This window comes from Streptomyces sp. NBC_00859 (assembly GCF_045161865.1).
Classification (GTDB): Bacteria; Actinomycetota; Actinomycetes; order Streptomycetales; family Streptomycetaceae; genus Streptomyces.
Genome location: NZ_CP108826.1, coordinates 4726014 through 4749021 on the forward strand (window position 1 = coordinate 4726014; position 23008 = coordinate 4749021).

Sequence of the window (23008 nt, forward strand, 5' to 3'; positions counted from 1 at the left end):
CCGGCGCTGGTCAGACGATGCCGGTCAAGCCCTCGATCGCCGCCCGAGCCCACTCCTGCGCTCCGGCCGCCGTACCAGCCACGACGCCGGTCGCGACCGGAGCGAGTGCTCCCTTGAGCGTGGCAATCGCGCGGCGGAGCCTGCCTGGCGCAGGAGGTTCCGGCTGGGCGATTGCCGTGAGGATCTCCCTGGCCGCCGAATCGGCGTCCTCGCGGTCCTGATCGGTGAGCCCTGCCTGGGGCAGCTGCCGCAGCAGGTCGGTGACCAGCTTGGCGAGCTCCTCGAAGCCCGGGGCCACGGCCCTGTTGTTCTGCTGGTTCTGGGTGGCCGTCTCGTTGTTCCAGGCGAACTGGGCGCCGGAGACGCCGGCGTTGAACACGGGACCGTCGTAATTGTTGACGTTCTGTGGCTCGTTCATGTGCTGGAACCGTCCTCGCCGGTCTGCTGCTGGATGACCTTGTTGTTGTTCCACGCCAGCTGAGCGCTGTGGACCGCGGCGTTGAACACGGGGCCGAGGTAGTTGTTGACGATCGTCGGAGGCTGCCCGACCGGCTTCGCGATCTCCTTGACGACCGGCAGCGAGGTGCGGAGAGAGACCAGGTCGACGCGGCCGTTGTCCTGTACGGCCACCCCCGCTGCGCCGCTGACGGAGCAGTCCACCAGCCGGCCGCCGGACGTGTGGTTGAAACTCGCCCCTACCGCGCAGTCGACGAACTGGCTGTTCGCGACATCCAGGTAGGCGGAGTCCTGCCCGAAGAGGCCGATTCCCTCCGAGCCCGACACGGTGAGGTTCCTCGCGACGAGCCTCGCCTTGCCGAGCCCGAACGCTCCGCATCTGCTCACCGCTGTGACGCGGCAGTCGTGCACGAACAGCTGAGCGTCCTCGCCGGCCCCGAAGCCCATCGGCCCGCGCTCCGCCTTCACACCTCTGAGCGTGACCCGTGACTGGCCGAGGGCCTCGACCGCGGACATGCCGAAGTCGCGGAACACCGAGTCGGTGATCTCGGCCGTGGTACCGCCGTCACCCCGGGTCTCCACGGGCGACGGGCAGCGCTCGACGCCGACTTGCTCGAACACCGCCCTGGCCCCGCTGTGGACCCGCAGCGCGACGCTCGTCAGGTCCTCGATCTCGACCCGGGTGAAGCGGCCCCTGCCGGCTTCAGTGACGGCTATGCCGACGTTGCCCCGTGAGATGCGGCAGCCGTGGACCTCAGGAGCGCCGCCCTTGGTCGAGAACACCGCGATGTTGCCGGCGTCGAAGACCTCGCAGTCCTCGAACCTGCCACGGCCCGAGGTGTGCACGTTGATGCCGGTGTCGCGGCACTCGGTGAACGTGCAGCCACGGACCACCGGGTCGGCACCACTTACCACGGCGATGCCGTGCTGCGCATCGGTGACGCGCGTGCCGTCCACGGAGCCTTTCGACTGCTCGATGAACGCGATTCCTTCCGCATGCACAGCGTTGATCGTGCAGCCGGTGACGCTGAGTTCCGCCTGCGAGTCCGCCATGACGGCCGCTTTGCCCGTACCGGTCAGCTCGCACCTCGTGACCTGCGCACGCGCACCGCTGACCCGCACTCCGTGGATCATGCTGCCGCCGATCCAGCTGTCCTGGACCGAGACGTGGGCGCCTTTGATCACCGCGACGGCATTGTCGGTGGCGTCGGTGAACCGGCACCGTTCGATGAGCCCGTTCGACCCGCTGAAGAGGACTCTGCCATGCAGAACCACGCTGTCCCGCAGCGTGACGGAGGTGTCCGGCCTCGCGTGCACACTGACGCCGTTGTGCGCCCGGATTTCCGAGTGCTCAAGGGTGAGCGTTCCCGTACGGCAGCCGACGACGTCGGCGTCGCGGCCGACCAGCACGAGGCCGTGCACACGAACCGACCCGCAGGCGTCGAGAACAGTGCCGTGGGGCCGGCTCACGACTACGGAGCCCGGCTCGCCGTGCGTGGCCAGCTGGACCTCGCCCCGGACGGTGAGCGCTTCCCCGTAGTGACCTGGCGCGATCTCGATCAGGGCCGCTCGCCCCCGTGCGGCCGCGGCAGCGAGAGCGGACGTGATGTCGGAGTAAGCGCGACGACCACCGCGCGGCGAGACGAAGTACCTGGCGACCATCTCCGCCCCCCACGCGCGGCCCACTGGAGGAGCCGATGTTACCCGAGCGCTCTGGAGCAGCCAGGTCACAGAGCGGCACCCGCGCCGGACCCGGTTGATCGCCTGGGCGCCGCGCGCCGGGCGAGCTGACTGATCCCCCCCGGAGCCCCGGCTGTGTGCTGCGACGCCGCAGGCCTTTCCGGCCCCGACCTGGCTGGGCGTCAACAGGCATTCAAACGCATTCAGTTGGTGCTCCGCACATGGAAGACTTCGTGAGTTGTGCGGAGGGGGATGGCCAGTGAGTAAGAGACACATACGCACGATGCTGCGAACGATGGAGAGCGGGGAGACCGTCAAGGTCACCAGGAGTACGGGGTCGGTCCGGACTCTTGCCCGACTCGCCTTCATCGCCCAACAGTTCGGTTACGCGTACGCCGACGCGGGGCTGGGCGGCTTCAAGTCGGAGCAACTCGTGCTGCGCCTCGTGCCGGACCCCGGGCCGGAGGCGCGGGCGCGCGCCGCGCGAAACCGGGAGCTGTACCCGAACGCGGGCGACGGGGTCTCGCTGCCGCCCCTCGTGCGTGAGGAGGTCGATTTCCTCGAGGCCCGCATCTCGTTCGACATCACCACCCAGTACACCGGCAGACAGCGACTGGCGATCGGGATTCCCGCCCTCACCGTGTTGGCGGCGGCCCCCTGCCTCCGATTCGGCGTGCACAGCACCGTCGCTCTCGTCGCCGGCATCGTCTGGGCCGTACTGATGGCCCTGCTCCCTCTCGGGCTCGCGAACCTACGGCGCAAGCGAGCCGGGTACGCCGCCCGGCTGCTCGCCGCAGGCTTCACACCGGTCACCGACATGCTCGGACGGCTGCGGTACGTGCCGCCGGGCGGACAACTGCCGGGACGCGGTGACCCGTCACCCGAGGGGGCGTAGGAACCTGGCGCGGCGGGCCGAGTGGCGGGCCGGGCTGCGGGCCGGTCCGAAGCTCGCGCGGGGGAGCGTGGGCAGGAAGGGGGAACGCCGTGCCCGCCGCTTCGAGGAGCGAGGAGCGAGGAGCGCTGTGGGGAGATCGGGGGAGCTGGCGACTGCTGTGGGGTGAGTTGAGGCCTGACCTGCGGGATGCCGACTTCGACGGCTACCGGCCACCGGCTCGGTTCACCGCCGGCTGCCGAGGTTCCCCACGAGCCCCCGCCCGATCCGGCGCGGTCGTGGCACGGCTGTGGCACGGCGGAACCTCCGAACTATCGCGACCCCACTCGCGAGTCCTGCTGCTGCCTCGGCCCCCGCGCGTTCACCGAGGATGCCACCACGCGCCGCTGGCGGTGCAGGAGCCGCACCATCACCCCGCACACCAGGACCGGCACCGTCACGAACACGGTCCACCACGGGATGCCGAACCACACCGACACGGCCCCCACGCCCACACCGACACCGATGTTGGTGAAGACCAGCCACCTCCCGTACGGCTCCCTGAAAAAGGCCGAGCGAGCGGTGGGCCTGACCAGGCGGACCGCGCCGAACACCAGCGACTGGGCCGCGAGGAGTGCTACGACGACGCCCAGCGCGGCATTCCCAGGGTGCTCGTGGCGGGGGGCGTCGGACGTGTTCTGGCGGACGCCGTCCTTGCTGAGTACGACGATCTCGCGGCGCCAGCCGGTCACCGTGACCTCGTCGCCCCGATGCAGCTTGCCGACGAGCGGCCCGGAGTCGCTGAACCGCACGGCCCTGTGCCAGGAGCCGTCGCCCCTGTCCTCAAGGGTCACCTCGTAGGCGGTGACCTTTCCTGTGTGTATGGACTCCGCCTTCGTGACGGTGGAGTGCCGGGTGGTGAGGCACTCCTCCGTAGCCGCCTCGTGCGGGGAGGCCTGCGCAGGGCACGGCTCGGCTGCCCGGTAGTGCTCGTAGCGCTCCTGCTGGTCCGGAACCCACACCGTGAATGCCAGGTAGCTCAACACCGCCCCCACCAGAGACAGCACGACCAGCACCACACCCGTGAGCCGCACCCGGCCCACCGATCTACGGTCGGGACTGTCCTGATTGCCCGCCGTGGCCCACGCCCGCTCCGCCATCGCTGACCCCCTCCACCCGTCCTTCATGAGCTGGAGCAGGAATAGCACCCCTGGCTCGCTGCATCAACTCACCATTGTCAGGCCCTTGCTGCCAGGCCCTTGCCGTCAGGTGCCGGCGATGACTTGGCGACCGTTGGGCGGACGGACGTGAGGTGCGTCGAAGTCCTGGGACCGCAAGGCGGCGCATGTCGTCACCGGTTGCCGTGAGTGCGGCGGCAGGGCTGCGGATCATGCAGAAGGGCCGGGTCAGAAGAGTGCTCCTTCTGACCCGGCCCTTGGTGCTGTGCCCCGGCAGGAGTCGAACTTGCAACAGCCGCTTCAAGGAGCGAGGTGGGGCGAGTTGAGGGCTGACCGGCGGGATGCCTACGTCGGCGTCTGCTGGCCATGGCCCCTGCCGGTGGCTGCGGTTCCCGTGAGTGCCCCTCCGATCTGGAGCGGTTGTGGCACACGGCTTTTGTGATCCGGAGTCAGCCCAGTCTCGGGGAATTCCCTTCGTGTGCCCGTGCGAGCCGAGACCCTGTACCCGGCAGGTCGCTCAACCGCTCTGGAGGATGTATGTCTGGCGAGGCTCTATCCGAAGCGGCCCTAGTTGTGTCGATTGTGGCATTCGGGCTGTCGTTGGCCGCCACGGTGGCTCAGAGGCGGAGGGCCAACATGGAGATTGCCCGTGCACTCCATGTCGACTTGACCTCGGGTGTTGTGGCGGAAGCGCGCAGGCCCCTGGGCGAGCTCGCATTCGCGCTCAGAAGTGACTGGGAAGCCGGGGGTGACGCAGCCCCAGGCCAGGTGCTGAGGCGGAACGGCGTGGACGCGGCGGAGCTGCGACATCACTACTTCGTCTTGCTGTGGTGCTTCGAGCGAATTTGGCATGGATATCAGGTGGTTAGCCGCGACCGTGTGCTGGGCCTCGGGGCAGGCAAGGAGTTCGCGAGCATGCTGGGGTGGCACGTTCGGAACTGGTCCGAAGACTTGCCCGCGATCAAGCAGGCCTTGGAGACGGAAGTGGGCGAGATCCATGACGGCCACGCTGTTCGGGCGCTCGCTGCGTTGGGAGACGCAGTGTTCACAGAGGCAGACATCAGAATGATTCGAAGCAGGCTGGGGCAGAGGAGTCTGCAGCCCGTGGGTAACCCCGCATGGGGGGTTGGGTAGAGCAGACTGCGCAGTCCTCTACTTGCCCTGGGCCGCGGCTGCTCGGCTTTACCTGGGCCGGAGGTGGTCGGGATGGGACCCTTCACTACGCTCGCCACGGCCCGGTCGGCCCTCGCGGACGGCACCCACCACTCGGCCCGCGTCTTTTCACCGCCCGCCAGAGGTATGTCTCTGGCCGTGGTCACGAAGTTTGCGGGCTCGACTCACGCCCTCTGGCCTATTCGCAGTGGGCGCGCCTTGATGAGGCAGAGAATCCTGTAACAGGTCAGTCCAGTCCTCCGGCGAGATGTAGCACGCGGCAGGGGTGCTCTTGCCGGACCGCAAGGGGTGGGTGGATTCGCCGCTCTTGTCGCAGGCGGGTTGTTCGCAGAGCCGCATGGCCGTGAGGTCTCGCGTCGGGTTCCGCTCCGGCGAGTTGGCTTCACCGCGTCGGCGGGAGATCGGCACCACGTATCTGCGCTCGCGGAAGCGGATCCGTAGTGGTCTTCCGAGTGTGCGTGGCATGGCGCCGTGATCATGCAGAAGGGCCGGGTCAGAAGAGTGCTCCTTCTGACCCGGCCCTTGGTGCTGTGCCCCCGGCAGGATTCGAACCTGCGACACCCGCTTTAGGAGCGAGGTGGGGCGAGTTGGGGTCTGACCTGCGGGATCCCGACTTAGGCGTCTGGCTGCTCTGGTCCCTGCCGGCAACCGCAGCTCCCCGTGAGTTCCCGCCTCATCTGGCGCGGTTGTGGCACAGATGCCGCCACCGTTAGCGCGCTCCATCAACACGGCCCGCGGCCACTGCGAGGCCCTCGAACACGGCATGCCGACGAGGGGCGGTTGCCGGAGCGCGAGTTGTCGGTGCTGTCGATCTGCTCAGTGCCCAACTCCAACTACCGTCAGCGGCGACCCGGCACACCCAAGACAGACGCCCTGCAAACCTTGTTTCGCGTTCGATGGCCTCGCCTCCGTGGCACGATGTGATCGACGCCTACCTCACCTGGAGACACAACGCAATGAATTCTGATGACGAAACAAATCTGCCTGACGATACATCGAATGATGCGGAAGAATTGTTCGGTGAGTCTGAGGACGATCTCACAAAGCTTCGCGAGGCGGCTTCCTTCGACGCGTTCGTCGTTTCGAGCGACTGGACTGCGGAAACGCTCCTTAGTCAGATTCAGCGCAACAATATTGAAATGGACCCTATCTTTCAGCGGCGGGATGCTTGGGATAGGAAAAAGAAGAGCCGCTTTATTGAGTCGCTGATCGTCGGACTGCCCGTACCGCAGGTTGTCCTTGCGGAAAGGAAAGGGAAGAAAGGTCAATTCATTGTATTGGACGGAAAGCAGAGGCTTCTAACCCTGGTTCAGTTCGCACAAGGTGAATTCAAACTGAGCGGACTTGAGCTTCGTTCGGATCTCAATCGTTGCAACATTGACGGCCTGCCGAGCGACGAGCGCCTTGCCTTTGAAACTCAAACTCTTCGCACCATGGTTGTACGGCACTGGCAGGGTGATGAGTTCCTGTATCTAGTGTTTCATCGATTGAATACAGGAAGTGTTCCGCTTAGCCCGCAAGAGCTTCGGCAGGCACTCCATCCAGGGCCATTTGTTGCTTTTGCTAACAGGTACACGACGGAAGATTCCACTTTTGCCCAGCTTTTTGGTCGGAAGAATGGCCCTGACTTTCGGATGCGTGATGTTGAACTACTAGTTCGACACTTCGCCTTCATTCGATTCCTTCCGGATTATGCCGGCAATCTAAAGGATCTACTCGATCTGACTTGTGCCCGATTGAACAAGTCCTGGTCGAATGAAAGCGCCTTGGCGGAAGAGGAGGCTAGGGATTGCGCTGAGGCGATTTCCGTAGTCACCGAAGTGTTTGGGAAGAACGCATTCCGGCGCCACAACGGTGAGGGCTACGAACGTCCCTTCAACCGGGCGGTTTTCGACATCATGTGTTTCTACGCGCGCCATCGTGAAGTGCGTGAACGGATGCAGTCTCGACAGGATGACGTTCGTAGCGCCTTCGAGCGGTTGTCGAGGGATAGTAAATTCGTTGCCTCGCTGACTAGCACTACGAAGAGTATGGACGCCGTGGAGACTAGGCTATCCAAGTGGGGTAGGGCGCTGGAGCAGGCGATCGAGATGGAGCTGCAAATCCCCGTGCTGCATGGGAGTCGCATTGCCTACTCAGCGGTATAACAAATTAAAGCGGAGGATTGATAGGCTGGATCGCCTATTTCTCCCAACGCAAAGCCCCGTCGGGTCGTATACCGCAGACGAATATGACCAAGTTCGTGCCTTCATCATGCTGAGTCATGCCGAGGTTGAAGAGTATATCGAGGCGATGTGCCTCGATATTTTGCAGAAGGCCGAAGCGCGTTGGTCTGGCTCAGATTTCGCTGGAGCGTGTGTAGCGGCGTTGATGCTCTATAACGACAAGCAGGCTAAGCCCCCCAAGTCGCTTGCTAAGCAGGCCCAAAAGGACACCATTAGCGAAATCGTCAAGTCGGCCTTCGAAAAGCATCGCACTCTCGCGGAGCGTGAAAATCATGGAGTGAAGGAAGCGAATCTCCTGCGGCTTCTGCTCCCCATAGGGTTCAAGGAATCCGACTTCGACAGCGTCTGGTTGGGTGTGATGAACAGCTTCGGCACTAATCGAGGAATGGTGGCACATCAATCGGCAAGTAGGGTGCAAAATCCGCCCGACCCAGCGATTTCGCGCCAACAAGTAAAAGACGTTCTGAGTGGCCTTCTTCTCTTGGAGGGCGTATTCGCTCGCATCAGGCGTAGATGACGGAACGTTGCGAGTGCGGGAACCTTTTGCGCCTACTCCTGTTGGTGTCGGAGATTTCTGGGCGGTCGTAATGCAAGTGGTCATGGCTCGCGGACCCCGCACTACTTACCCCAGCTCCCATCCCGTCCGCCTTCGGCCCACACACCGTGGAGCGGTCGTGGTTCAGGGCGTCAAGGTGGAGCGCGCCACTGTACGAACGACCTTGACGCCCTGGGCCGCGGCTGCTCGGCTTTGCCTGGGTCGAAGGTGGTCGGGATGGGAGCCCACCACGCTCACCACGAGACAGCCGGCACCCGCGAACGGCGCCCCGACCCATCCCGGAGTCTGAGCGCCCCCGCCGGAGGCATGTCCTTGGCCCGCGGATCGGTCTCGACTCATGCCCTTCGGCCTATCCACTGCGGGCGCGCGTCGGCGGCGGCAGCGACGAGCGGGCCGAAGGCAGGAGCGCGGGAGCGGCCAGAGCCGGGGCGCGCCCGGCGGAGCGGAGCGCAGCCGGGTGCCTTGATGAGGTAGAGAAACCTGTAACAGCTCTCAGAGCTTCGGCGAGACGTAGCACACGGCAGGGATGCTCTCGCCAGATCCGAAGTGGTGGATGGCTTCGCCGATCTTGCGCCAGCCGAGCCGTTCGTAGAGCCGCATGGCAGCGACGTCCTTCGTCACCACATCGAGGACGAGGCGTAGGTTCTGGTCCTGAGCGAAGCGAACTGCGGCTTCCATCAAGTGCTCGCCGACCGCGTTCTTCCGCGCGGCTTTGACCACGAACAGCCGTGCCAACACCCCTACATGCGCCTCGTCGTCACCGCTCTGTTCGGTCCACAGGGAAACCGCATCTTCTCCTTGCGACTGCATCACAGCCACATGCCCGACGATTTCCCCATCTGACTCCGCTACCCATGCCGCCAGCACGTCATCTGACGTCAGCCACGCCTCGGGATCTTCAACCCCCTCCACGGGGTACCCGTCCGTCTTGTGGACTTCGACCAATGCGGTTGCGGCGGATTCCAAGTCGTCGCGCTCGAAAGGTCGCACGATCGCGGATTGCATCAACGGTTCCTATCTACTCGACGGGCAGTTCGTAGAGAAGGCCGGTTCGGTCTGCGCGGTGTACGTACCGGGAGACCTCGAAGGGAACTCCGTCCTGATCGAGGCTGGTGTGGAGAACCTCAAGCACTGGCACACCGGGCAGCAGATCGAGGACCGCCGCTTCGGCCGGCGTGGGCATCCTCGCGCTGATCTCATCTCGCACGCGGGTCATTAGATGCCCAAGCTCTTCAAGACGGCCATAGATGCCGTCCTTACCCGTCTTGGGCTGCATCAAGAGCGTGCCCTGTGCCTCGTCCCAGCGCAGATAGGTTGAGACGATCTGGACGGGTTCGTCATCTGCGAAATAGTGGTTCTCGCGGTGGATGACGGTTTCCTCGTCGGTGGTCACCTTCAGCCGCTCGGCCACGTCGACCGGAGGGCGTTCGCGGGCGATAGATGGGACATCGATCCTCGGAACCTTGCCTTGCCGCTGAGCTTCGAGCCTGAACGGCGTGAGTCCCGTCTCGCGATTCTTGATCGAGTACCGATCACTGCCGAAGCGGAACAGCTTCTGTGGCTCTCGCACGAACACTCCGCTGCCGTGCTTCGCGGTGACAAGGCCCTGTTCCGCGAGTATCCGGATGGCTTCCCGCGCGGTGTTCCGTGCGGCGCCGTACTGCTCGGCCAGCCTTCGCTCTGAGGGCAACTTGTCGCCGCTGCGCAGCTCCCCAACCTCGATCTTGCGGCGTAGATCTTCGGCGATGCGCCTGCTCGGAGGCGGTTGGGTCGAGTGGCCAGGCGGAGTCATGCCCACATTCTAGCAACTGGCTCAAGCCACCTTGTTGACCCCGAGGCGGCCATGTGTTCAACTGGCTCAAGCCAGTAAGTGGCTCAAGCCAGTTGGGCGAGCTCCTGGAGCACGCCCTGGATCAGGGAGACACACATGCCGTCCTTCAAGATTGACGTTTCGACCGCTGTGGTGTTCGTTGCGACGCCTCCGACTCCGAAGCTGGTGAACAAGCAGACCGGTGAGATCGCGATTGACCGGGAGACCGGTGCCCCGCTCGCGACGGTGGGTCTGCTGATCTCGGATGAGGGTGAGGGGAACCTGTACCAGGTGACCGTGCCGTCCACGGGTGTCCCTGAGAACCTGGTGCCGGGTACGCCGGTGTCGGTGGTCGGCCTCAAGGCCCGCGACTGGGAGAACGAGTTCAACGGCCAGAAGCGCCACGGGATCAGCTTCCGCGCGGTAGCGATCACGGCGGGTGCCTGATCATGTCGGACGTTGCCGGAGTGATCGAGGTGGCCGGGGCCTTATCGGCTGCTGGTGGTCTCGGGTTCGCGAAGGTGCGGGCGCCGCGGGTGTTCTGGTCGGTGGCTGGTCTGCCGGTCGCCCGGGTGCGGTTTTCGCTCACGTACCGGTCCACGATGGATGTGTGCGGGCTGACGGTCCAGCCGTCTCGCCTGCGGGCGTTCATGGTCCGCAACCTCGGCCGCCGACAGGATGTGCAGCCGGTGCCCCCGAGGGTCCGACGGGTTCGGGGTTCCTCGACGGGGATGCGGGTCACGCTGCGTCTTCCGGCCGGGTTGGAGCCTGCGGACGTTGCGGCGGCTTCGGAACGGCTGCGCCATGCCTGGGGTGTTCACTCCGTTCATGTGGTGGAGACGAAGCCGGGGTTCGTGGAACTGCGGATGACCGGCTACGACGTCCTGGCGCGGGTGAAGATGCCGCGCCGCCTGCCCCGTACCGTGTCCGGGCCGATGGTGGTTCCGGTCGCGCTGCGGGAGGACGGCACCGCGTTCGTCCGGGACTACAAGAAGATCCCGCACTCTCTGACGCTGGGTGCGAATCAGTCGGGCAAGTCGATGTTCCAGCGCAACCTGATCACGGGGCTCGCGAAGCTCCCGGTGGGGTTGATTGGGATCGACTGCAAGCGCGGGGTCGAACAGCGTGGATACGCGCCCCGGCTCTCAGCTCTGGCCACCACTCCCGAGGAAGCCTCGGCCCTGCTGGAAGTACTCATCGGCGAGATGGAAGAGCGTTTCGACGCCCTGCGCGATCACGGTGTTTCCGACCTGTGGGCTCTGCCCGCGAAGGTACGGCCGGTGCCGTTGGTCGTCCTGGTGGACGAGGTAGCGGAACTGTTCCTGACCGCGGCGAAGAAGGATGAGGAACGCCGGGACCGGATGGTGATGCATCTGGTGAGGCTCGCGCAGATGGCCCGTGCGGTCGGTATCTACCTGGAGATCTGCGGGCAGCGCTTCGGGTCCGAACTCGGCAAGGGCGCCACGATGCTCCGCGCTCAGCTCACCGGCCGGGTCGTGCACCGCGTCAACGACAAGCAGACCGCGGACATGGGCCTGGGTGACATCGCCCCGGAAGCGGTCTTCGCCGTGACCACGATTGCCCCGGATCGGCCCGGGGTGGCGGTGGCCGGTGACTCCTCGGGCGGCTGGTCCCGCATCCGCACCCCGGAAATGTCCCCCGCCGAAGCCGTCGCGATCTGCCGCGAGTACGCCCACATGACCCCGGACGTTGCGGCCTTGGCCCCGTTCCGCCCGGTCGTCGCCGTGCCCTCGGCGGCCAGTGCTCCCTCGCTGGTCAAGCCGGTACCGGCCACCAAGTAACCCCCTGCTCTCACCGGTTGGCGTGACCCTCTCGCGCCAGGTCCCTACCCCCGCCATGCCCGGAACCGGAAGGAATCACCGTGACCACCAAGAAGCCCACCACCCAGCGCACGAAAGCCGCCCCGGTCGAAGAGCCGAAGTGTGAGCCCTGCGGGGGCACTGGAAACGTCCCGGTCACGGTGCGCGTCGGCCGCAAGCGCCGCCCGGTCGGCACACAGGACGGCCTGTGCCTGAACTGCTTCGGCACCGGCACCGCCGCCTGACCCTCGCTCCCTGCACCCCTTTCGAAGGGAGGTGACCCCTCATGTTCCGCACCATCCGCCTGGATGCCGTCCTCGTACAGGCCGTGATCGCCGGTGCTCTGTCCTTCTCCCACCTCCACGACCTCTCCGAGGCCGCCGGACAGCACGGCTGGAAGGCATGGGCGTATCCGGTCAGCGTGGATCTGCTGCTGGTGGCCGCGTGGCACCGGATGCGCACCCGCGCCGACAACCGGGCCGCCTGGATCTGGTTCGTGATCGCCCTGACCGCATCGCTGGGCGCGAACATCGCCACCGCCGGACTCCTCGACCTGAACGCCGTACCGGCCTGGCTGCGGATCCTCGTCGCCGGATGGCCCGCGCTGGCCTTCCTCGGCGGAACCCTCCTCGCCCACAGCCACGCCCCGGCCACTGCGCCGGCCGAACCGGAAACTGCCCCAGCACCCGTCCCGCTGCCTGCGGACGATCCGCAATCGGCCCCGGACATCACGGTCGAGCGCACTCCTGAACCCGCTCCCGAACTCCCGCCGCCCACGGCTCTGGCCCCCACGGCGGCTCCGGCTGCGGCTGTTCCTCCGGCCCTGCTCGATCACGCCCGGAAGGTCGCTGACGCCTACCGCGCCACGACCGGCGACCGCATCGACCCCGAAACCCTGCGCGCCCGCCTCGGTGTCCCCGGGCCGCTCGCCGAGTCCATCACTTCCCAACTCGCCTGACCTGAAAGGACATCGCTCATGGCCCTCTTCAACTTCAACCGTGCCGCCGATTACCTCGACGCGGCCCGCGAGATGGCCGATACCGGCCGCCCGACCCTCGCTCGAATGCTGGCCGAGGAAGCCGCGGACCGCACCACCGACCCAGCCGAAGCCGCTCGTATCCGGAACCAGTTCACCGGCCCCTCTCTTCGACAGGAGAACTGACCATGTCGCGCCCGAATCGCTTCTACGACGTGATCCGTATCGGACCCGTCCAGGTCGGTACCCACCACGACGGCCGGGGCCGCACCCGGCACACCGCCGCCTGCACCGCCCCCGGCTGCAACTTCTCCTCCGACTACCTCAACCGCTCCGCCGCCGAACTCGCCGCCCGCACCCACCACTGCAACCCCTGAAAGGAACAGCCATGTTCACCCCGAAATACCCCACCCCCGACACCGCCCCGGCTCTCCGACCGACCACCCACAACTCGCTCGCCCCAGTCTGCGACCACCACCACAGCCCCGCCCCCCTACCGGCCGCGGCACCAGCCCCAGCCACCCGGTCCGGTGTCCAGCTCACCCCGGGCACCCTGGCGGTCGCTATCGCTGGCGGCGCCGGTGTGGTCCTCGTCGTCGGCGCGGTCCTCGTCTCGATGCTCCTCGCGGTCGCCCTCACCGGCGTCTCCGTCGCGATCTGCGCCGTGGTCCTGCGCTCGCTCCTCAACAACCACCGCTGAAAGGAAGTCCCTGACATGGGCCTGTTCCGCCGCACCGAAAAGTCTGAGCCCGCCAATCCGGCCATGGTCGAACTCGGCCGTGAGTACGCCATCGCCAAACGCCACGGTGACCGCAAGGTAGCGAACCGCATCACCCGACAGCTCGGCAAGGGCAGCGTCTCTGCGTCTGACCGGAGCGCGTTCCAGCAGGGCAAGGAGGGCTACGACTCGATCCCGCCCGTGAACACCCCGCGCCGCAACCGGCGCCGCTGACAGCCCCCGGGGCGGCCTCAACCGCCAAGTTTCCGCCGCCCCGGGCGCCCAACCCAATCCAGGCCCAACAGACCCGAAAGGGAAAACCATCATGCCCCAGCACACCTCGAACCTGCCTGTCTGCTCTCACTGTGACGGCTTCCCCAACGTCGCCATCACCACCGGCCAGACCACCCCGGACGGCCAGCGCCAGACCATCACCGCCGACTGCCCCGCCTGCCACGGCACCGGCCACACCACCCCCGCCCGCGCCTACGCCCGCGCCGGGGCGTGACCGCGGTGGCACTCCTCAACTGGCGCTCCGCCGAGCACTTCGACCACACCGGCGACAAGCCCTGCGTCTGCTGCAACAAGCCCACCCAGCTGCGCTCAGACCGCGGTAAGCCCGTCCACAAGGTGTGCGCCGAAGCGTGGATCGACTCGCACACCCCGAAGGAGAACGAGCAGTGATCGACTCCGCCACCGCGGCGGGCCTGGACCCGATCACCCTGGGCGACCTGCTCCGGGTGGCCGGGTCCACCGGTTTCGACCGCTGGAACGAGCAGATCCGCCGCACCGGGGGATGCGCCGAACCCATCCACCTGTCCGGCACGACCAAGACCATCGACCCGACCACCGGCACCGTCCTGCACTCCTACAGCACCGACGCCGAACCCGGCGGGCGCCTCCGTATCGCGTGCGGTAACCGGCGTGCGTCCCGCTGCCCGGCCTGCGCCTGGACGTACGCCGGAGACACCTACCACCTCATTCGCGCCGGACTCACCGGTGATCCCGCCAAGGGCACCCCGCATACCGTCCGCGATCACCCCCGGGTCTTCGCCACCCTCACCGCCCCCTCCTTCGGCCCCGTCCACAACCGCCCCGGCAACCGCCCCTGCCGCTGCGGAACCCGCCACGGAGAGGACGCCCCGGAACTCGGCACCGCCTTCGATCCGGCCACGTACGACTACGCGGGAGCGGTCCTGTGGAACAACCACGCCGGGCACCTCTGGCGCTACGTGACCATCTACCTCCCCCGCGAACTCGCCGCCCGCGCCGGCATTACCCAGAAGGCGTTGAAGGAACAGCTGCGCGTCTCGTACGGCAAAGTCGCCGAGTACCAAAAGCGCGGCGCCATCCACTTCCACGCCGTGATCCGCTTCGACGGACCCGACGGCCCCGACACTGAACCACCCGCCTGGGCAACGCTCGATCTGCTCACCGACGCGTTACGCGCTGCCGCCGCCCGTGCGGAGATCGCCCTGCCCCCGGCCGGGGACCAGCCTGCCCGGGTCCTGCGCTGGGGCACACAGCTCGACGTCCAGCCGATCGGAGCGTTCGGCAACGGCGAAGACCTCACCGAACAAGCCGTCGCCTCTTACGTCGCCAAGTACGCGACCAAGGCGGCCGAGACCACCGGCACCGTAGACCGGCGCATCGGAGAACTCGCCGAACTCGACAAGCTCCCCGACCTGCCCGACCACACCCGCCGCCTCATCCGCGCCTGCTGGGACCTCGACGCCCTCTACCCGGACCGACGCCTCTGGCAGTGGGCCCACATGCTCGGCTTCCGCGGCCACTTCTCCACCAAATCCCGCCGCTACTCCACCACCCTCGGAGCCCTCCGCCAGGTCCGCGCCGACTACCGCGCCAACCAGCAACGAGCCGCCCTCGGCCTCCCCGACCCCGACGACCACCCCGAAGCAACCACGCTCGTCATCGCGCACTGGGAGTACGCCGGACACGGCCACACCCCCGGCGAATCCTGGCTCGCCGCCAACATCCACCGCGACATCCAACACAACCGCCAACACGCCCGCGAAGTACGCGCCGAACTCGATGACCACGAAGGGGAGTGGTGACCATGACCGACCGCCTACTGACCGTGGAACAAGTCGCCGAACGGCTTGGAACGACCGTGCGCTTCCCGCGCAGGCTCATCGAGGAACGACGGATCACCTTCGTGAAAGTCGGCCGACACGTCCGCATCCCCGAGACCGCCGTACTGGCCTTCGTCGCGTCCAACACAGTGGAGCCGGTGACGATCCGCCGGGCCGGATTGCGGAGGGCTGCCTGATGGCCAACAAGAAGGGCAACCGTCGGCGCTTCGGCTCCGTTCGGCAGCTTCGATCCGGCCGTTGGCAGGCTCGATACCGTGACCCTGCCACGGGGCAGCTCCGCGGCGCCGAACAGACCTACGCGACCAAGACAGACGCAGACGTCGCGCTGACCCACATCGAGGCGGACATCTCGCGCGGCCAGTGGGAAGACCCGGACAAGGGTGCCGTCCCCTTCACCGAGTACGCCAATGCCTGGCTGCGTGACCGCAAGTTGGCCGACCGCAGCAGGGAACGGAACGAGGCAGTGATTCGGCTGCACATCACGCCGACGTTCGGTTCGGGATCTCTGGCTGACGTAACCACGTCCCGCGTCCGGGCCTGGCGAGGCAAGCTCCTCGCGGCCGAAGTGGGGGAGCCGACCGTGGTCAAGGCCTATCAGCTTCTCCGCGCCATCATGAACACGGCCGTTGATGACGAACTGATCCGCCGCAACCCCTGCCGGGTCAAGGGAGCCGACCGATACGACGTACCCGAACGGCCGGTGCTGACCGTAGCTGAGGTGTACGCCGCTGCCGATGCAATCGCTCCCCGGTACAGGCTGCTCGTCCTGCTCGCCGCGTTCACCACGCTGCGGTTCGGTGAGCTGGCCTCCCTGCGCCGCCGGGACATCGACCCCGCCGGGCGGGTTGTCCTGGTCCAGCGATCCCAAGCTGAGATGCAGAACGGCAGGCTCTTCGACAAGGCTCCGAAGTCGGCGGCCGGCGTCCGCCCCGTCGCCTTTCCGGACGAGATCCTGGCGGATGTCACCGAGCACCTGGAGCGCTACGCGGGCGCGGGACGTGACGGCCATGTCTTCCTCGGCCCCCAAGGTGGACAGCTGCGGCGCAGCAACTTCCGGGAAGACTGGATCAAGGCGCGCAAGGACGCGGGCATCGCTGCGGACGTCCACTTTCACGATCTACGCCACACGGGAAACAACCTCGTCGCTGCCACGGCGAGTACGCGTGAGCTGATGACACGCATGGGACACAGCACCGCCCGCGCCGCGCTGATCTATCAGCACATGACCGCCGACCGGGACCGCGCGATCGCCGACCAGCTGGGGGCGATGATCCGCAAACAGCAGGGAGACGGCGGGACGTAGTGGCACGGGCGTGGCACGGTCACGATCATGCAAAAGGGCCAGTTCGAGAGGATCAATCCTCCGAACTGGCCCTTAGTGCTGTGCCCCCGGCAGGATTCGAACCTGCGACACCCGCTTTAGGAGAGCGGTGCTCTATCCCCTGAGCTACGAAGGCGAGCAGTCGGCCAGTGACCGACCCCCGACAGGGTACCGGATACGGACTCGGTGGGTCTTGCGTGTCCCGGCTTCGGATCCGCGGACCGTTCCGGGGGCCGCCCGGGTGCCGCTGCAGGGCGCCGAACAGGGGGTCTTCCGGTCCGGCCGGGCCGGGCGGTGACGCGGGCGCGCCGGTCGCCCAGGGTTTGCGGGCGGCCGGCGCGGCGCGGTGTGGTCAGTGGCGGGTCACTCTTCTACGAGCATCCCGCTGCGGAGACGCTTCAGGATGCGCGACAGCAGGCGTGAGACGTGCATCTGCGAGATGCCCAGCTCTTCGCCGATCTGGGACTGGGTCAGCTCCTCGCCGAAGCGCATTTCCACGATGCGGCGTTCGCGGGTGTCCAGCTTGCCCAGCAGCGGGGCCAGCGCGTGCAGGTCCTCGACCGTCTCCATGGCGGGGTCGGCCTCACCCAGCACGTCGGCGAAGGTGCGGCCGCTCTTGGTGGCCTGGCCGTCGCCGGTGGACTCGTTGGGCATGTCCAGGGAGCCGGCCGTGTAGCCGTTGCTCGCGACGATGCCCTCGACGATTTCGTCCTCGGTCAGCTCAAGGTGCTCGGCGAGTTCGGCGACCGTCGGGTCGCGGTCGAGCAGGACCGCAAGGTGTTCCTTCCCCTTGGCGATCTCCACTCGCAATTCCTGCAGCCTGCGCGGGACATGGACGGCCCAGCTGGTGTCACGGAAGAAGCGCTTGATCTCGCCGACAATATAAGGAACAGCGAATGTGGTGAATTCAACTTCACGGGAAAGGTCAAAGCGGTCGATGGCCTTGATGAGGCCGATTGTGCCGACCTGGGTGATGTCTTCCATCTCGCCGCTGCCGCGGTGGCGGAACCGGCTGGCCGCGAACCTGACGAGTGAAAGGTTCATCTCGATAAGGGTATTGCGGGCGTACTGGTATTCGTGAGTGCCCTCTTCGAGGACCTGGAGCTGGTCGAAAAAGATCTTTGAGAGCGCTCTGGCGTCCTTCGGTGCGACCTTCCCCGCGTCCTCGATCCAGGGGAGTTCACCCACGTCCGGCACCGCGGGCGCGGCGGTGGCAAGGATCGTCCCGCCAGATACCGACCCGGCAGGAACCGACTCAGTCGTGGCGGCATGCGCGGACTTCTGCGTCATGGTGTTCAGCCTCCCCAAGTAGCGGACCCCGTTCAATGTCCGCTCCTGCCCGGAGGTCGCGACTTCAATCCCCCCAGATCGCATGGAGGGATAAGTGGGGCTGTTTGCCCGAGTATGTACCGAAGATTTGTCCGTGATCCTCCTTGTCATGCTCGTCATCCGCGCTTGGGGGCGAGGTCTTCCGGTGGGTGCCGGCCGACGGCTTCTGTGGCCTCCGTCTCGGTCCGGGCGGATCGCGGTCCGGGCTTCGTGGGATCCGCGCCCGGCGGAGATCGATCTTCATTGCCCCGGTGCCCCGGTGCCCCGGTGTGTCCGGTGTGTCCGGCATTCCGTGTGGCCGGTGGTTTGCCGTGCCGTCCGCTTGCTGCGGGCTTGCCAGCAGTTCAGCTGCCCCACGTCTTCCGGTTCATGCATGCGAGTGAATCGGATCGAATCGGTGATTCTGCCTGTTGGATCCTGTGGTCGGGGGTAGGCGCGAAACTGTCAGCGAAAAGAACGGGCGTGCCAAGAAGGGCGTTTCAGTCAGCACCTATCGGCGGGGTGAGTCATATGCATCAGGACTTTGATGAGGGGCGCGGCGGCGTCGGGACGTGTGGCGAAACCGAATCCGATGACCTCCAGTTCGTCGACTGGACTTGTCGGCCGCGCCTCGCGGCCGAGGCTCGCGAAGCCGCTTCCGGGTTTCTCGCCGGGCTGCATCCGGCTCCACCGGCGCACACGTCGCAGAACCTGGTTCTCCTGGTCTCCGAACTCGTCACCAACGCCCTGCGTCACGCCGGAGGCGTGACCGTGATGCGGCTCAGGGCCGACCGTCGCAGCTTTGAGGTCGCCGTCGCGGATCCCAGCCCGGCGCACCCGCAGGACCGTACCCCCGACCTGACCGGGCGCACCGGCGGGTTCGGCTGGCCCATGGTGCAGCGGCTCGCCCGTTCTGTCGCCGTGAGCAGTGGGGTGGACGGCGGAAAGGTCGTCTCCGCCACTCTGGCGCGGTGACGCGGTGACGCGGTGACGCGGTGACGCGGTGGCGCGGTGGCGCGGTGATGCCGTGAGCCGGTGCGGAGTGGGAGTTCTTGACCCGGTTCGGATGGAGGCATAGCGTCCCAGGGGACTGAGCAAGCGCTTAGAAAGGGTCTTCAGTGCCGCAGACCGAGCCCCCCACCGCTCCTCCCGACCCTGCCGCCGTCGAAGCCGCGCTGCGTGCCCCCGGAGCCCCCTTCGCTGTCACGCGGGCAGAGGACGGTTCCCCGGTCTACGCGAGCGGGCCGCGTACTCTGCGGGAGTTCGTCGAGGCCGCCTGGGCCTTCGGGGATCAGCCGTTCCTCGTGGCCGAGAGCGGTACGTACAGCTACGGCGAGTTCTTCGCCGCCGCCTCCGCGCTCGCCCGGCGCTTCGTCGATGTGTACGGGCTGAAGCCGGGTGACCGCGCGGTGGTGGCGATGCGGAATCATCCCGAGTGGCAAATAGCCTTCTGGGCAGCGCAGTTGGCGGGGCTCGTTGCCGTACCGCTCAATGCCTGGTGGACCGAGGACGAGTTCACTTACGCCCTGGGCCACTGCCGGCCCCGCGTGCTGCTCGTCGATGGCGAGCGGCTGGAACGGGTGCTGCCCTGGGCCGAGCTGCAGGGCCAGGAAGCGGGGGACACCGGAAAACCGGAGGAATCAGGAACCCCTGGAGGGCCAGGAACCCCTGGAGGGCCAGGAACCCCTGGACGGCAAGGAACCCCTGGAGGGCCAGGAACCCCTGGGGGACCGGCAGCACCCGGGCAGGACGACGGTGATGTCGAGCCGGAAGCGCGGGGCGATACCCGGCCGTGGATCGTTGCCTTCCACTACGACGGGCCCAGCACATCCGACCGCTTCGAGCGCTACGCCGAGTTCCCTGCGGCCGATCCCGCCCTCGGCCCGCCCGATGTGGAGATCCGCCCCGAGGACGACGCCACGATCATCTACACCTCGGGCACCACGGGGCGCCCCAAGGGGGCGGTGGCCACGCATCTCGCGCAGGTCGGCGCCATGATGAACCCGCTGTACCACGCCGCCGCCTCCGCCCTGGCGCGCGGCGCGGTGCCCGGACAGGGGCCCGCGCCCGTGGTGCTGATGACCTTTCCGTTCTTCCATGTGGCCGCCTTCACCAGCGTCTACTCGGCGATGGCCGTGGGCGGCACCCTCGTCCTGATGCGGAAGTGGGATGCGGGTAAAGCGCTGGCCGCCATCGGTACGCACGGCGTCACGCATTACGCAGGGGTGCCCGCCACCGCGCTTCAGCTCCTCGAAGCCGCAGAGGTGAGCGGCGACGGCATGGAGAGTCTCGCCATGCTCAGCACGGGGGGCGCGGCGGCCCCGCCGGAGCTCGTACGGAGCGTCGTCGCCCGGCACAGCGGGCGGATCGAGGCGCGGAACGGGTACGGGCTGACCGAGACGAGCGGCGGCGTCCTGGCGAACTTCGGTGCGGAGTACCGAGCCCACCCGGAGAGCGTCGGCCGGCCCACACCAGCCACTGAGGTACGCATCGCGGACCGGTCCGGCCGGGCGCTGGCCGACGGGGACGTCGGTGAGCTGTGGCTGCGCGGGCAGGCGCTCGTACGCGGGTACTGGAACGACCCCGCGGCCACCGAGGCCGCCTTCCAGGACGGCTGGTTCAAGACCGGGGATCTCGCGACCGTCCACGACGGCCGGGTCAGTGTGGTCGACCGGATCAAGGACATGGTCGTCCGGGGCGGCGAGAACGTGTACTGCGTCGAGGTGGAGGCCGCTCTGCACGCGCATCCCGATGTGCTCGACGCGGCCGTACTGGGGGTCGCGCACCCGGTGCTGGGCGAGGAGGTCGCAGCTGTGGTGCAGCTGCGGGACGGCAGCGAGACCGGGCCCGATGCGCTCCGGGCGCACGTCGGGAAGTCGCTGGCCGCCTTCAAGGTCCCCGCATACGTCTTCGTACGGGCGGAGCCGCTGCCCCGCAACGCGACGGGCAAGGTGCTCAAGCGTGAGCTGCGCGGGCCCGTTCAGGAGCGGGTGTCCCGGGGTGAGTGACCGGGGCCGGAACGGCTGACGGGGCCAGCGGGTTGCACGATCACGCGTATCGGCCGGGGTGGGCCGGTCATTCCCGAGCCGAGCCGAGCCGAGCCGAACCGAACCGAACCGAGCGGATTCGAGCCGAGCGGATTCGAGCCGAGCCGGGCCGGTCCGGATGCCGGGCCGGGTCCCGGCGCCGGGCTGGTCGGGTGCGGCCCGAGCGTGAGCCCGGTGAGGGTGGTAGCGGCGGCCCGTGCGGCCCGGCGGTGCTCGGTGTGCGGCGCGGGACGGGAGGCTGCGGTCAGGAGCGGGTGATGCGCACGCGGTAGTCGCCGGATTTGTCCTTGCCGGTGACGTTGATGATGATGCCGTGCGCCGCGTCGGTGAAGGTCTGGCCCACTGCGTACGGGGCGTCGGACAGTTCGGCCTGCACATTGGCGCGCAGGGTGCAGCCGCCGCTGTCCGGGGTGCTGTCCCTGACGGAGACGGGGCCCTGGCCGGTGTCGACATCGCCGTCCACGCGATAGATCAGGACGCCGGGGCGGCAGACCGCGTCGTCGTTGCCCGCCCGGGTCCGGACCTCCATCACGTAGGCAGCGGACTCCGACATCGGTATCACCGCCAGTTTGGTGCCGCCGCGCGTGGCCAGTGGGGAGAGGGCCGCCTCGTGGGTCCCGGGCGTCGACGCACAGCTGACCTGGCTGTCGTCCAGCCAGCCGAGCTTCCACTTGTGCCAGCCGAGCATGTCGTTGTTGGCCCCCCAGTCCTCGGACATGATGTCCCAGTGCCCGACCGAGCCGCCGCCGCTCTGTGTGTAGAGGTCGGGGAGCCCGAAGGTGTGGCCGTTCTCGTGCGGCAGCACGCGGTAGCCGGTGTGGCTGTACGAGCCCGATCCGTCGTCCTGGCGGCTGTAGATGAAGGACATGTTGGAGAGTTTGACGCCGTCGGCCACGGGCGCCTCGTCATTGCCGGAGAACGTCACCGAGAGCACAGTGTCCAGCGCGGAAGGGCCCGCGTTCGGGGTGGCCAGCACATTGATCAGGTCGTACTTGCGGAAATTCACCTGGCGGTCGGCGACCTTCACGATGTCCTGGGCGAGCTTCCGGTAACCCGGCTGGTAGGGGGACCCCCGCTGTATCCCGTACGAGCTGAACGGCTGCGGCATCCGCAGCCAGCGCCTGACCGGCGCGTCGGGGTGGTAGGCGAGCCGCCCGTAGGAGCTGGTGCGGTACCAGGTGGACGTCTGGGGGAAGAACTCGCCGTAGCGCTTCATCGCGGGCCCGGAGCCCGGCGCGTCCGGGAAGTCGATCATGAGGGTGAGGGCGTGGACCGAGCCGGTCGAGTGGGCGTAGCCCGGTGCGGTGGGCAGGCCCTCCGACATCTGGACCCCCAGTGCGCCGCCGATCCGGCAGGGGCCGAGCGATACGGCCGAGCCGGTGTGGTCGGCGCGTACGGAGAGCCGGCCGCTGGTGGCTGCCGGGCCGCCCGGCGGGGTCTTCTGTATCAGCGTGGTGCTGCCCGACGTCAGCGCGGCGAGCGCGAGTGAGGCGAGGGTGACTATGGCCAGTGGACGGCGGGGGGAACGTATCCGCGGGCGGCGGTTCCGTGAACGGCCGGTGGGGTTGCCGCTCGACCTGGGGCGGGTCTCATGCATGCCTTCGCCTTCGGGCCGGGGCAGCCGACGGATCCGAACTGCACTCGTTCGATCACCCTCTGTCGGGCGTGGCGGGGGCGCGCGCTGGGTGGGCCGATCGTGGGCTTTCCGGGCGCCCGGCCACGGGGCAGCGCTCAGTGACTCAGGTCACATGGGGA

General features: G+C 67.3%; 26 protein-coding genes and 1 tRNA gene. 19 read left to right on the forward strand and 8 right to left on the reverse strand.

Going from position 1 to position 23008, the window contains the following annotated elements; all coding sequences use genetic code 11:
- Positions 1–10: 10 nt before the first annotated feature.
- Both OG584_RS20615 and OG584_RS20620 read right to left on the reverse strand, forming a co-directional pair.
- Positions 11–418 carry a hypothetical protein gene (locus OG584_RS20615; RefSeq protein ID WP_405779858.1) on the reverse strand — a complete coding sequence of 136 codons (408 nt, stop codon included), beginning with the start codon at positions 416–418 and terminating at the stop codon, positions 11–13.
- Positions 415–2118, reverse strand: coding sequence for a right-handed parallel beta-helix repeat-containing protein (locus OG584_RS20620; RefSeq protein WP_405779859.1), 1704 nt, complete (start codon positions 2116–2118; stop codon positions 415–417). Before OG584_RS20620 ends, OG584_RS20615 begins: the two co-directional genes overlap by 4 nt.
- Positions 2119–2395: 277 nt before the next feature.
- Here OG584_RS20620 and OG584_RS20625 point away from each other — a divergent pair, with 277 nt between their 5' ends.
- Positions 2396–3031: a hypothetical protein gene (locus OG584_RS20625; protein WP_405779861.1), complete on the forward strand. Its 636-nt coding sequence runs from the start codon at positions 2396–2398 to the stop codon at positions 3029–3031.
- Positions 3032–3339: 308 nt separating this feature from the next.
- Here OG584_RS20625 and OG584_RS20630 read toward each other — a convergent pair whose 3' ends face one another.
- Positions 3340–4167, reverse strand: coding sequence for a hypothetical protein (locus tag OG584_RS20630; RefSeq protein ID WP_405779863.1), 828 nt, complete (start codon positions 4165–4167; stop codon positions 3340–3342).
- Positions 4168–4722: 555 nt separating this feature from the next.
- Between OG584_RS20630 and OG584_RS20635 the strand changes: the two genes are divergently transcribed.
- The 3 genes from OG584_RS20635 to OG584_RS20645 all read left to right on the forward strand — a co-directional run bounded on the left by OG584_RS20635 (position 4723) and on the right by OG584_RS20645 (position 8100).
- A complete protein-coding gene (locus OG584_RS20635) occupies positions 4723–5319 on the forward strand; it encodes a hypothetical protein (protein ID WP_405779865.1) in 597 nt (198 codons plus the stop codon).
- Positions 5320–6314: 995 nt separating this feature from the next.
- Positions 6315–7505, forward strand: a complete 1191-nt coding sequence (locus OG584_RS20640) for a DUF262 domain-containing protein (RefSeq protein WP_405779867.1) — start codon at positions 6315–6317, stop codon at positions 7503–7505.
- Positions 7474–8100, forward strand: coding sequence for a HEPN domain-containing protein (locus OG584_RS20645; RefSeq protein WP_405779869.1), 627 nt, complete (start codon positions 7474–7476; stop codon positions 8098–8100). Before OG584_RS20640 ends, OG584_RS20645 begins: the two co-directional genes overlap by 32 nt.
- Positions 8101–8631: 531 nt before the next feature.
- Here OG584_RS20645 and OG584_RS20650 read toward each other — a convergent pair.
- Together OG584_RS20650 and OG584_RS20655 are read right to left on the reverse strand one after the other, a co-directional pair.
- Positions 8632–9144: a GNAT family N-acetyltransferase gene (locus OG584_RS20650; protein WP_405779870.1), complete on the reverse strand. Its 513-nt coding sequence runs from the start codon at positions 9142–9144 to the stop codon at positions 8632–8634.
- Between the two features lie 13 nt (positions 9145–9157).
- The gene (locus tag OG584_RS20655; protein ID WP_405779871.1) at positions 9158–9931 is read right to left on the reverse strand and encodes a GntR family transcriptional regulator; all 774 of its coding nucleotides are present in this window, start codon (positions 9929–9931) and stop codon (positions 9158–9160) included.
- A gap of 135 nt (positions 9932–10066) precedes the next feature.
- Here OG584_RS20655 and OG584_RS20660 point away from each other — a divergent pair, with 135 nt between their 5' ends.
- The 13 genes from OG584_RS20660 (at position 10067) to OG584_RS20720 (ending at position 16880) form a co-directional block, all read left to right on the forward strand.
- Positions 10067–10396, forward strand: coding sequence for a hypothetical protein (locus tag OG584_RS20660; protein WP_405779873.1), 330 nt, complete (start codon positions 10067–10069; stop codon positions 10394–10396).
- Between the two features lie 2 nt (positions 10397–10398).
- On the forward strand, positions 10399–11751 hold the full coding sequence (locus tag OG584_RS20665; protein WP_405779874.1) for an FtsK/SpoIIIE domain-containing protein: 1353 nt from the start codon (positions 10399–10401) through the stop codon (positions 11749–11751).
- Between the two features lie 80 nt (positions 11752–11831).
- Positions 11832–12014, forward strand: a complete 183-nt coding sequence (locus OG584_RS20670) for a hypothetical protein (protein ID WP_405779875.1) — start codon at positions 11832–11834, stop codon at positions 12012–12014.
- A 41-nt stretch (positions 12015–12055) separates the two neighbouring features.
- Positions 12056–12727, forward strand: a complete 672-nt coding sequence (locus tag OG584_RS20675) for a DUF2637 domain-containing protein (protein WP_405779877.1) — start codon at positions 12056–12058, stop codon at positions 12725–12727.
- An 18-nt stretch (positions 12728–12745) separates the two neighbouring features.
- Positions 12746–12931: a hypothetical protein gene (locus tag OG584_RS20680; protein WP_405779879.1), complete on the forward strand. Its 186-nt coding sequence runs from the start codon at positions 12746–12748 to the stop codon at positions 12929–12931.
- A 2-nt stretch (positions 12932–12933) separates the two neighbouring features.
- Positions 12934–13122 (forward strand): mobile element transfer protein, encoded by a 189-nt coding sequence (locus tag OG584_RS20685; RefSeq protein ID WP_405779881.1) that lies wholly within the window; start codon positions 12934–12936, stop codon positions 13120–13122.
- Positions 13123–13133: 11 nt separating this feature from the next.
- Positions 13134–13445 (forward strand): SpdD protein, encoded by a 312-nt coding sequence (locus tag OG584_RS20690; RefSeq protein WP_405779882.1) that lies wholly within the window; start codon positions 13134–13136, stop codon positions 13443–13445.
- A gap of 15 nt (positions 13446–13460) precedes the next feature.
- Entirely contained in the window at positions 13461–13697 is a 237-nt protein-coding gene (locus OG584_RS20695) for a hypothetical protein (RefSeq protein WP_405779884.1), read from the forward strand.
- 91 nt (positions 13698–13788) lie between these two features.
- Positions 13789–13971: a hypothetical protein gene (locus OG584_RS20700; protein WP_405779885.1), complete on the forward strand. Its 183-nt coding sequence runs from the start codon at positions 13789–13791 to the stop codon at positions 13969–13971.
- 5 nt (positions 13972–13976) lie between these two features.
- A complete protein-coding gene (locus tag OG584_RS20705; RefSeq protein WP_405779887.1) occupies positions 13977–14147 on the forward strand; it encodes a hypothetical protein in 171 nt (56 codons plus the stop codon).
- Positions 14144–15538, forward strand: coding sequence for a replication initiator protein RepSA (gene repSA / locus OG584_RS20710; protein ID WP_405779888.1), 1395 nt, complete (start codon positions 14144–14146; stop codon positions 15536–15538). Before OG584_RS20705 ends, repSA begins: the two co-directional genes overlap by 4 nt.
- Before the next feature lie 2 nt (positions 15539–15540).
- Positions 15541–15753: an excisionase family DNA-binding protein gene (locus tag OG584_RS20715; RefSeq protein WP_405779889.1), complete on the forward strand. Its 213-nt coding sequence runs from the start codon at positions 15541–15543 to the stop codon at positions 15751–15753.
- Positions 15753–16880 (forward strand): tyrosine-type recombinase/integrase, encoded by a 1128-nt coding sequence (locus tag OG584_RS20720; protein ID WP_405779890.1) that lies wholly within the window; start codon positions 15753–15755, stop codon positions 16878–16880. Before OG584_RS20715 ends, OG584_RS20720 begins: the two co-directional genes overlap by 1 nt.
- Before the next feature lie 81 nt (positions 16881–16961).
- Here OG584_RS20720 and OG584_RS20725 read toward each other — a convergent pair.
- Together OG584_RS20725 and OG584_RS20730 are read right to left on the reverse strand one after the other, a co-directional pair.
- Positions 16962–17034, reverse strand: a tRNA-Arg gene (locus tag OG584_RS20725).
- A 227-nt stretch (positions 17035–17261) separates the two neighbouring features.
- Positions 17262–18188 carry an RNA polymerase sigma factor SigF gene (locus tag OG584_RS20730; protein ID WP_405779892.1) on the reverse strand — a complete coding sequence of 309 codons (927 nt, stop codon included), beginning with the start codon at positions 18186–18188 and terminating at the stop codon, positions 17262–17264.
- A 549-nt stretch (positions 18189–18737) separates the two neighbouring features.
- Between OG584_RS20730 and OG584_RS20735 the strand changes: the two genes are divergently transcribed.
- Together OG584_RS20735 and OG584_RS20740 are read left to right on the forward strand one after the other, a co-directional pair.
- Positions 18738–19181 (forward strand): ATP-binding protein, encoded by a 444-nt coding sequence (locus tag OG584_RS20735; RefSeq protein ID WP_405779893.1) that lies wholly within the window; start codon positions 18738–18740, stop codon positions 19179–19181.
- A 143-nt stretch (positions 19182–19324) separates the two neighbouring features.
- Positions 19325–21214, forward strand: coding sequence for a class I adenylate-forming enzyme family protein (locus OG584_RS20740; protein WP_405779895.1), 1890 nt, complete (start codon positions 19325–19327; stop codon positions 21212–21214).
- A 283-nt stretch (positions 21215–21497) separates the two neighbouring features.
- Here OG584_RS20740 and OG584_RS20745 read toward each other — a convergent pair whose 3' ends face one another.
- Complete coding sequence (locus OG584_RS20745) at positions 21498–22850, reverse strand: M6 family metalloprotease domain-containing protein (RefSeq protein WP_405779897.1); 1353 nt, start codon at positions 22848–22850, stop codon at positions 21498–21500.
- Positions 22851–23008: the final 158 nt, after the last annotated feature.